8 protein-coding genes are annotated in these 8209 nt (G+C 38.2%); 4 read left to right on the top strand and 4 right to left on the bottom strand.

Features of this window, described 5'->3' with window-relative positions; translation table 11 throughout:
- A partial coding sequence (locus tag ACINWC141_RS00625; RefSeq protein ID WP_009386629.1) for a thioredoxin domain-containing protein occupies positions 1-250 on the bottom strand: 250 nt, incomplete at its 3' end.
- Positions 251-506: 256 nt separating this feature from the next.
- On the opposite strand from ACINWC141_RS00625, the gene ACINWC141_RS00620 reads away from it, so the two are divergent.
- Both ACINWC141_RS00620 and ACINWC141_RS00615 read left to right on the top strand, forming a co-directional pair.
- A complete protein-coding gene (locus ACINWC141_RS00620) occupies positions 507-725 on the top strand; it encodes a DUF1653 domain-containing protein (RefSeq protein WP_004702746.1) in 219 nt (72 codons plus the stop codon).
- 45 nt (positions 726-770) lie between these two features.
- A complete protein-coding gene (locus ACINWC141_RS00615; RefSeq protein WP_009386635.1) occupies positions 771-1358 on the top strand; it encodes an O-methyltransferase in 588 nt (195 codons plus the stop codon).
- 65 nt (positions 1359-1423) lie between these two features.
- Here the strand turns inward: ACINWC141_RS00615 and ACINWC141_RS00610 are convergent, their stop codons facing one another.
- On the bottom strand, positions 1424-1639 hold the full coding sequence (locus ACINWC141_RS00610) for a KTSC domain-containing protein (protein ID WP_005070287.1): 216 nt from the start codon (positions 1637-1639) through the stop codon (positions 1424-1426).
- Between the two features lie 195 nt (positions 1640-1834).
- A complete protein-coding gene (gene ahpC / locus ACINWC141_RS00605; RefSeq protein ID WP_009386638.1) occupies positions 1835-2398 on the bottom strand; it encodes an alkyl hydroperoxide reductase subunit C in 564 nt (187 codons plus the stop codon).
- 352 nt (positions 2399-2750) lie between these two features.
- On the opposite strand from ahpC, the gene hrpA reads away from it, so the two are divergent.
- On the top strand, positions 2751-6608 hold the full coding sequence (gene hrpA, locus ACINWC141_RS00600; RefSeq protein ID WP_009386624.1) for an ATP-dependent RNA helicase HrpA: 3858 nt from the start codon (positions 2751-2753) through the stop codon (positions 6606-6608).
- 95 nt (positions 6609-6703) lie between these two features.
- Positions 6704-7810, top strand: a complete 1107-nt coding sequence (locus tag ACINWC141_RS00595; protein ID WP_009386627.1) for a beta-ketoacyl-ACP synthase III — start codon at positions 6704-6706, stop codon at positions 7808-7810.
- A gap of 105 nt (positions 7811-7915) precedes the next feature.
- Here the strand turns inward: ACINWC141_RS00595 and ACINWC141_RS00590 are convergent.
- On the bottom strand, positions 7916-8209 hold a 294-nt coding region (locus tag ACINWC141_RS00590), incomplete at its 5' end, for an OprD family outer membrane porin (RefSeq protein WP_009386636.1).

The raw sequence follows: 8209 nt of genomic DNA, 5'->3' as shown, positions 1-8209 counted from the left end.
GGCCCATTGGTAAGCCAGCAAAGAACACACGAGGCTGTTCACCTGCTTTAGCCACACCAAAGCTTGGACGACGTGTATTGTTGCCATCAAAACGGGCAGTGACTTGGTCAGAAAGCTCAGCTATTTCAGTGACGAGTTCTTTAATTTGAGCCGCTTTATCTGATTCATCTAAAGCAGCCACTAATTCGATTGGACTTTCTAAACGTTCTAAGTAAGCTTTTAATTGAGTTTTAATGTTTTGATCTAACATCTGTTTTTACTCCAATGCATCCAAATTCTTTCAATAGATGCATAGTACGTTAAAACACAAAATAGGTAAAACAGTATGTTTTTATATATTCAATCGGTTTTTTGAATTATTAAAAACATTCATAAATAAGATCAACAATTTAACTCTAAAATATTCTTTTTTATCTTTTGTAGTGTTTTAAAGTGAAAGTATTTAGAAATTTATATATGTTATATGGCTGTAAAGATTTTATGTCATAACATTAAAAGGTACTTTCATGTCATTGCAACGCGGCATTTATCAGCATTATAAAGGTAATCTCTATCAAGTTTTTTCTGTGGCAAAACACAGCGAGACTGAAGAAGAGTTAGTCGTTTATCAGTGTCTTTATGGTGACTATTCAACTTGGGTACGTCCTCTTGATATGTTTACTGAAACGGTTCAAATGGCTGATGGAAGTATCGTGCCGCGCTTTAAGTTAATTCAAAGCACTTAACTCAAACGGCTGTCATATAAAATAACGATTTTAAAGGATGAATATATGCCAAATACTTTTTTCTTACAAAGAGTTGCCGATTTATATGACACCTTTAAACGACATGATGCCCAGCAAGCAGATCGTTTGCTGCGGTATCGCAATATTGAGGCTGAGTCTGCAAAACTACTATCGCAATTTATTCGAATGCAGCAAGCCAAAGCAATTTTAGAAATCGGTACTTCAACAGGTTACTCTACTTTATGGCTTGCTGAGGCAGCCCAAGCCACTCACGGTAAAGTAACTACGCTTGAAATCGATGCCAATCGTAGTCATGAGGCAAAACGCCATGCGACTGAACTCGCATTAGATGAATTAGTTGATTTTTGGATAGGAGATGCAGCCGACTATTTAAAAGAAGCTCAGGAAACTTTCGATTTTATTTTGTTAGATGCTGAGCGTCCTGCTTATGAGAATTATTGGCCAGATTTAAAACGTTTAATGAAGCCAAAAGGTGGCGTACTCATTATTGATAATGTCATTTCACATGCGGCTGAAGTCAGTTCATTCTTAGCTTTAATTAAAAAAGATGAAAATTTTATGAGCAGTATTTTACCCGTAGGTGCTGGTTTATGTATTGTAGTGGCAAGGTAAACCATTTGAAAATATCATTTATTCATTCATAAAGGCCTGTTCAAAGCAGGCCTTATTTTATTAGGTTATGAAGCATTCACTAAAGATAGGCGAGTAAAGTGTAAGTCGAATTCTAAATATTTATGTACAAAAGCAGCTTTGTCTGTTGATCGTAATAAGTTGTCATAAATAAATTCTGGTACAGGATGATAAAGTTCGCCTGAACCATCGCTATAAAATATTTTTAGATGACGTGAAGTTGCATTGTATTTCCATGAAGTGACTGCCACAGTATTCGCCATAAATTTTTCCCCTTTTATTTCATATGACTTAAGCTCAAAAAAACATCGGTTATTTATTCGACATTACTCAAACTTCATGTAATGGGGAAGGGCAGAATTGTAAAACTATCAGTAGAAAATGTGATGTGCTTATTCAAAACAAAAGAACCATCCGATGAGGGATGGTTCTTTGAGTTTTTAAAATCTAATAAGAGATTAGATTTTACCAACTAGGTCGATAGATGGAGCAAGAGTAGCTTCGCCTTCTTTCCATTTAGCTGGGCAAACTTCACCTGGGTGAGCGTGTACGTATTGAGCAGCTTTTACTTTACGAAGAAGTTCAGATGCGTCACGACCGATACCACCAGCGTTGAGTTCAACGATTTGGATTTTACCTTCTGGATCGATAACGAAAGTACCACGATCAGCTAAACCTTCAGATTCGATAAGAACGTCGAAGTTTTTAGAAAGAGTCCAAGTTGGGTCACCAACTAATGGATATTGGATTTTTTTGATTTCTTCAGAAGTGTCGTGCCAAGCTTTGTGTGTGAAGTGTGTATCAGTAGATACAGCATAAATTTCAACACCAAGTTTTTGGAATTCAGCGTAGTTATCAGCTAAGTCACCAAGTTCAGTTGGACAAACGAAAGTGAAGTCAGCTGGATAGAAGAATACAATAGACCACTTACCTTTAAGGTTAGTTTCGTTAACTTCAACAAATTGGCCGTTGTGGTAAGCAGTTGCTTGGAATGGTTTAACTTCAGTATTAATCAAGCTCATCATTGTCTCCATGATTGAGGTTTATATTTAAACTTGTTTACGAGATCTAGAATAAATAAAAATTCTTTATTGGGGAAATAGTATTTTTACATGACTAAAATCGGAAAATTGAATAAGTGATAAATTTACGATTTTTAAGTCCCCAAACACTGTATTCGATTTGACTGCAAAAACATGTAAATCAAATGACAGTTATCGTAAAAGAAACTTGCCTAACAACATGAAGTCTACTTAACCAAAATTCAAGGGTAAAATTTTAAAAAATTAAAAATATATAAAAACCCAAGTGTTTTACCTGAAGGGCATTAGAGCGTAAAATAGAGGATTGTTGTATTTTTAGGAAAATTTGTCTGTGCAGAATGATTTAAATATTGATCAGTGGGTAATGGCAAGAGATCGTTACCGTTTAAATCGTTTACGTAAAGATAAAAAAGCCAATACAGCAGAGATCGAAAAACTATTTGAACAATCTAATGCCAAAGTAAGACAGCGATTTGAACGTCTTCCTAAAATTAAACTCAATCAGGATTTACCTGTTTCTCAATATGCTGACCGTTTAATTGAAGCGATTCAAAAGCATCAGGTCATTATTGTGGCGGGTGAAACCGGTTCAGGTAAAACCACTCAGCTTCCTCAAATTGCAATGTTAGCAGGCCGTGGCTTAACAGGTATGATTGGCCATACCCAGCCACGTCGTTTAGCTGCACGTAGTGTGTCTCAGCGTATTGCAGAAGAAGTCGGCGAAAAGCTCGGCGAGTCTATTGGTTTTAAAATCCGTTTTAATGAACAAGGTTCGCAAGATTCAATTGTACGGTTAATGACCGACGGTATTTTGCTTGCTGAATTAGGCAATGACCGCTATTTGTCTAAATATGACACGATCATTATTGATGAGGCACATGAACGCTCACTCAATATCGATTTTATTATGGGTTATTTAAAGCAATTACTGCCAAAACGCCCAGATCTCAAAGTTATCGTGACTTCGGCAACTTTAGATGTAAATCGTTTTAGTAATTACTTTAATGATGCGCCTATTTTTGAAGTGGAAGGGCGTAGTTATCCGGTCGAAGTACTTTATCGTCCAATTTCAGAGATGAATATTGGCGGAAGTGATGACGATGAGTTTGATGATTTTGAAGAAAACTTACCTCGAGCAGTCGTACAAGCGGTTGAAGAATGTTTTGCTGATGCAGAAGCAAAAGGTCACCCCGAACATGCCGACATTTTAATTTTCTCAAGTACAGAACAAGAAATTCGTGAGTTGCAGGAAACCTTACAAAAGTATGGGCCTAAACACACCGAAATTTTACCTTTGTATGCGCGCTTAGCTGTTTCTGAACAACAAAAGATTTTTAGTCCGGGTGGAAAGGGACGTCGTATTATTATTGCGACGAACGTTGCCGAAACTGCACTTACAGTTCCAAATATTCGTTATGTGATTGATAGCGGTTTTGCCCGTATTTCTCGTTATAACTACCGCTCACGTGTGCAACGTTTACCGATTGAAGCAATTTCTCAAGCTGCTGCCAATCAGCGTAAAGGACGTTGTGGTCGTATTGCTGCGGGTGTGTGTATTCGTTTATATAGCGAAGAAGACTTCTTAAGCCGCCCTGAATTTACCGAACCTGAAATTAAGCGAACTAACTTAGCTTCTGTCATTTTGCAAATGCACAGTTTAGGTTTAGGTGAGTTAGAAAACTTTGATTTTATTGAGCCACCGGATTTCCGTCTTGTAAATGATGGTCGTAAGTTACTGATTGAGTTAGGTGCACTCAACGAGAAAAAAAATGAGCTGACTAAAGTCGGGCAAATGATGGCACGTATGCCGATTGACCCACGACTCGCTCGTATGATTGTGGGCGGTGCTCATTTTGGCGTACTCAAAGAAATTTTAATTGTGGTGAGTGCTTTAGCTGTCCAAGACCCACGTGAGCGTCCAGCAGATAAACAAATGCAGGCTGACCAAAAGCATGCTTTGTTTAAAGAAGCAGATTCAGATTTTCTGTTTTATTTAAAACTTTGGGATACTTTAAATCCTAAAGGTGAAGCAGGGATGTCTGAAAATAAACGACGTCAATTTGCTAAGCAGAATTTTTTAAGTTGGTTACGTTTACGTGAGTGGAAGCAGACACACCAGCAATTAGTTGAGTTGGCAGAAGGTTTAAAACTCAGTTTTAATGAAAAAGCTGCGAACTATGAAAACTTGCACCGTGCATTGCTGACAGGTTTATTATCGTTCATTGCCAATAAAACTGATGAACGTAATACCTTTATGGCGGTGCGTCAGCAAAAGGCTAAAGTTTTTCCAGCAAGTACATTGCACAAAACCAATACCTCTTGGGTGATGGCTTTTGAGATGGTCGAGACCTCTCAAGTGTATTTACGTACTTTAGCCAAAATTGATCCTGAATGGATTTTGCTTGCTGCACGTGATTTATTGAAATATCACTATTTCGAGCCGCATTGGTCTAAGAAAGCTGGGATCGTAAATGCGTATGCACAAATTTCTCTGTTTGGTTTAATTATTGAACCAAAACGTTTAATTAATTTTGAGAAAGTTGATCAACCTGCTGCTCATGAGATTTTCTTACGCGATGCATTAACCACTGGTAATTTGGGTACGATCCCACCATTTTTAAAACACAACTTGCTTAAACTTGAAGAAGTAGAGCGAGTTGAAGATAAATTGCGTCGCCGTGATTTAGTGGTCGATGAAGAAACGATTTATCAGTTTTATGCATCTAAAATTCCAGAAGAAATCGCAAGCCGTCGTAGTTTTGAAGACTGGCGGGCGACGGTAGAAGCAAATCATCCCCGTTATTTATTTGTTGAAGACGATGCGCTCTGGCTCAATGACCGACCAACAACGCAGCAATTCCCAGATCATTTACACAATGGGCAGCTGCGTTTAGCAACCACATATCATTTTGATCCGAGTCATGATGAAGATGGTGCCACTGTTCAAATTCCTGTACAGGCATTGCCTCAAGTCGATGAAAATATTTGGTCATGGGGAATTCCGGGTTGGCGCCAAGATTTAATTGAGGCACTACTTAAAGCTTTACCTAAAGATAAACGACGTAATGTGGTGCCTATTCCTGATACTGCTCGTAAACTTATGCAAGGCATCGATGCTGTACATTTACGTGAACATATTTTTAGTTATTTAGCGTTTGCCTTACGGGGTGAGCAAATTACTGACAAAGATTTCTCGTTTGAACGTATTGATCCATATTTGGTGCCTTTCATTAAGGTTATTGATGAAAAAGGTAAGTTGATTGCAAAAGGCCGTGATTTACCTGAATTAAAAGCGCGTTGCCGTGTTGAAACGCATCGTCCAGTGAAACAGCAAAAAGGTGAGTTTAAAAACTTCCCTGAGAATTTTACTTTTGAGGCTTCTCATAAAGTCACGGGTGTTGTTGTGAAACAATATCAGGCTTTGGTACCTACAAAAGCTTTTGCTGAAATTGAAGCTAAAGATGACTCAGGCGTTGTTATTCAGACTTTTAATGATCAGGCTGAAGCCATTAAGCAGCATCGTGAAGGGATTATTCGTCTAGTCCATATGCAGCTTGGCGATTTGGTTCGCCAGTTGAAAAAACAAATTTCAAAACCACTTGCTTTGGCATATTCACCTTTGGGCGATAAAGCTAAGCTTGAGCAGATGTTAGTCTATGCAACGTTGCAAATGGCAATTACGAGTTTGCCAATTAATGCAGATGAATTTAATAAACTGCTTGAGCAAGTCAAAAAGCAATTTTTGAGTTATGGTCAGCAAGCACTTGAGCAATTAAGTGATATTTATATTCAGTGGCAGCAAATTCGCCGTCAGTTATTAGTACTCGACCGAGATATATTTGGCCGTAGCATTGATGATATTGAAGATCAGCTAGATTTAATGTCACTTGGCAATTTTGTTTATTGCCAACCAGTCGATCTTTGGCAGGAATATCCGCGATATTTAAAAGCGCTGCTATTGCGTTTAGACCGATTGCCCAATAATCTACAGCGAGATCATGCAGCAATTGACGATGTCGATCCATGGATGGACAAGGTATTTAAGTTCAAAAACAATCCCAAAATCAAAGAATTGTATTTGATGTTGGAAGAATTCCGCATTTCTTTATTTTCTCAACCGATGAAAACCAAGATGCCTATTTCGCCAACTCGACTGCAAAAGTTATGGGATCGTTTGGGAATCAGTTAAGATAGATCGGGGTCTGTTTATGTTGTTGTTTAGCCTACAACGCAATTTATAAATGAAAGATTAACAGACCCTATTCATTTTTTTAGGAGTTTTACATGGGCATTCGTATCACAGGTACTGGGTTATTTCACCCAACAGAAATCATTTCTAATGAAGAACTGGCCGACAGTTTAAATGCTTATGTGGAACAATATAACCAAGAGAATGCAGAGAAAATTGCAGCAGGTGAACTCGAAGAATTACGTGGTTCTAGTGCTGAATTTATTGAAAAAGCGTCTGGTATTAAGCGACGTTACGTGATTGAGAAATCAGGTATTCTTGACCCAAATCGTTTACGTCCTCGTTTGTCTGAACGTTCAAATGACGAGTTGTCACTTCAAGCAGAGTGGGGCGTGATTGCTGCGAAACAGGCAATGGAAAATGCAGGCGTAACTGCTGAAGATATTGATGTTGTGATTTTGGCATGTTCAAACATGCAGCGTGCTTATCCAGCTGTCGCGATTGAAATCCAGTCAGCACTTGGCATTCAAGGTTATGCCTACGATATGAACGTTGCATGTTCAGCTGCCACTTTTGGTTTGAAACAAGCGGCAGATGCAATTCGTTCAGGTGCTCGCCGTGTTTTATTGGTAAATGTCGAGATTACATCTGGTCACCTAGACTACCGTAACCGTGATTGTCACTTCATTTTTGGTGATGTTGCAACGGCTTCTATTATTGAAGAAACAACGACTAAGACTGGTTTTGAAATCTTAGATATTCATTTATTTACTCAATTTTCAAACAACATTCGCAATAACTTTGGTTTCTTAAACCGTAGCGAAGATGCAGTGGTTGACGACAAATTATTCCGTCAAGATGGCCGCAAAGTATTTAAAGATGTTTGTCCGTTAGTGGCAAAAATCATTAATGCGCAGTTGGAAAAAATGCAGTTAACTGCAAACGATATTAAGCGTTTCTGGTTACATCAAGCCAATGCCAATATGAATGAGCTCATCTTGAAATATGTGGCTGGTAAAGAGGCAGATCTAAGCCGTGCCCCAATTATTTTAGATGAGTTTGCAAATACCTCTTCAGCAGGCGTTATTATTGCTTTACACCGTACAGGCCATGAAGTAGATCATGGTGAGTACGGCGTGATTTCATCTTTCGGCGCTGGTTATTCAGTCGGTTCGATTGTTGTACAAAAGCATGTTGCTTAAGTTGCAAAGTTAATTAAAAACGCTCGTAAGAGCGTTTTTTTATGAGCGAAATCATATAAAAAAAAGCGGGCCAAAATTGGCCCGCTTAGATTGAATCAAAAGTCTTTAAAACTTTTTGGTATAGTTTACAAATAAACGGTCTTCACCAAAGTCATTGCCATGTTTAACGTTGTAATCAATACGAATGTATTGCAGAGCAACGCCTTTTAAGAAGGGCTGCTGAAATGCGTAGTTTAAAATCACATTTGACTCGGTTTCATGGTTCTTTTCACCATTGGCGGCTTTAAAGTTATGACCATACACATATTTCACCATCGCGTTTAGGCCTGGCACATAATCTTTAAAATCGTAGCCATACATCACATGGTAAGACTTTTCATCTTCTTTAAAGAAACCAGT

The sequence above is a fragment of the Acinetobacter sp. WC-141 genome, assembly GCF_000313935.1.
Lineage (GTDB): Bacteria > Pseudomonadota > Gammaproteobacteria > Pseudomonadales > Moraxellaceae > Acinetobacter.
This window is presented reverse-complemented; position numbering and strand designations above follow the sequence as displayed.

Coding starts and splice junctions, on each gene's coding strand:
- ACINWC141_RS00610 (WP_005070287.1), bottom strand. CDS start 1,639: ATGGCGAATACTGTGGCAGTCACTTCATGGAAATACAATGCAACTTCA.
- ACINWC141_RS00620 (WP_004702746.1), top strand. CDS start 507: ATGTCATTGCAACGCGGCATTTATCAGCATTATAAAGGTAATCTCTAT.
- ACINWC141_RS00615 (WP_009386635.1), top strand. CDS start 771: ATGCCAAATACTTTTTTCTTACAAAGAGTTGCCGATTTATATGACACC.
- ACINWC141_RS00595 (WP_009386627.1), top strand. CDS start 6,704: ATGGGCATTCGTATCACAGGTACTGGGTTATTTCACCCAACAGAAATC.
- ahpC (WP_009386638.1), bottom strand. CDS start 2,398: ATGAGCTTGATTAATACTGAAGTTAAACCATTCCAAGCAACTGCTTAC.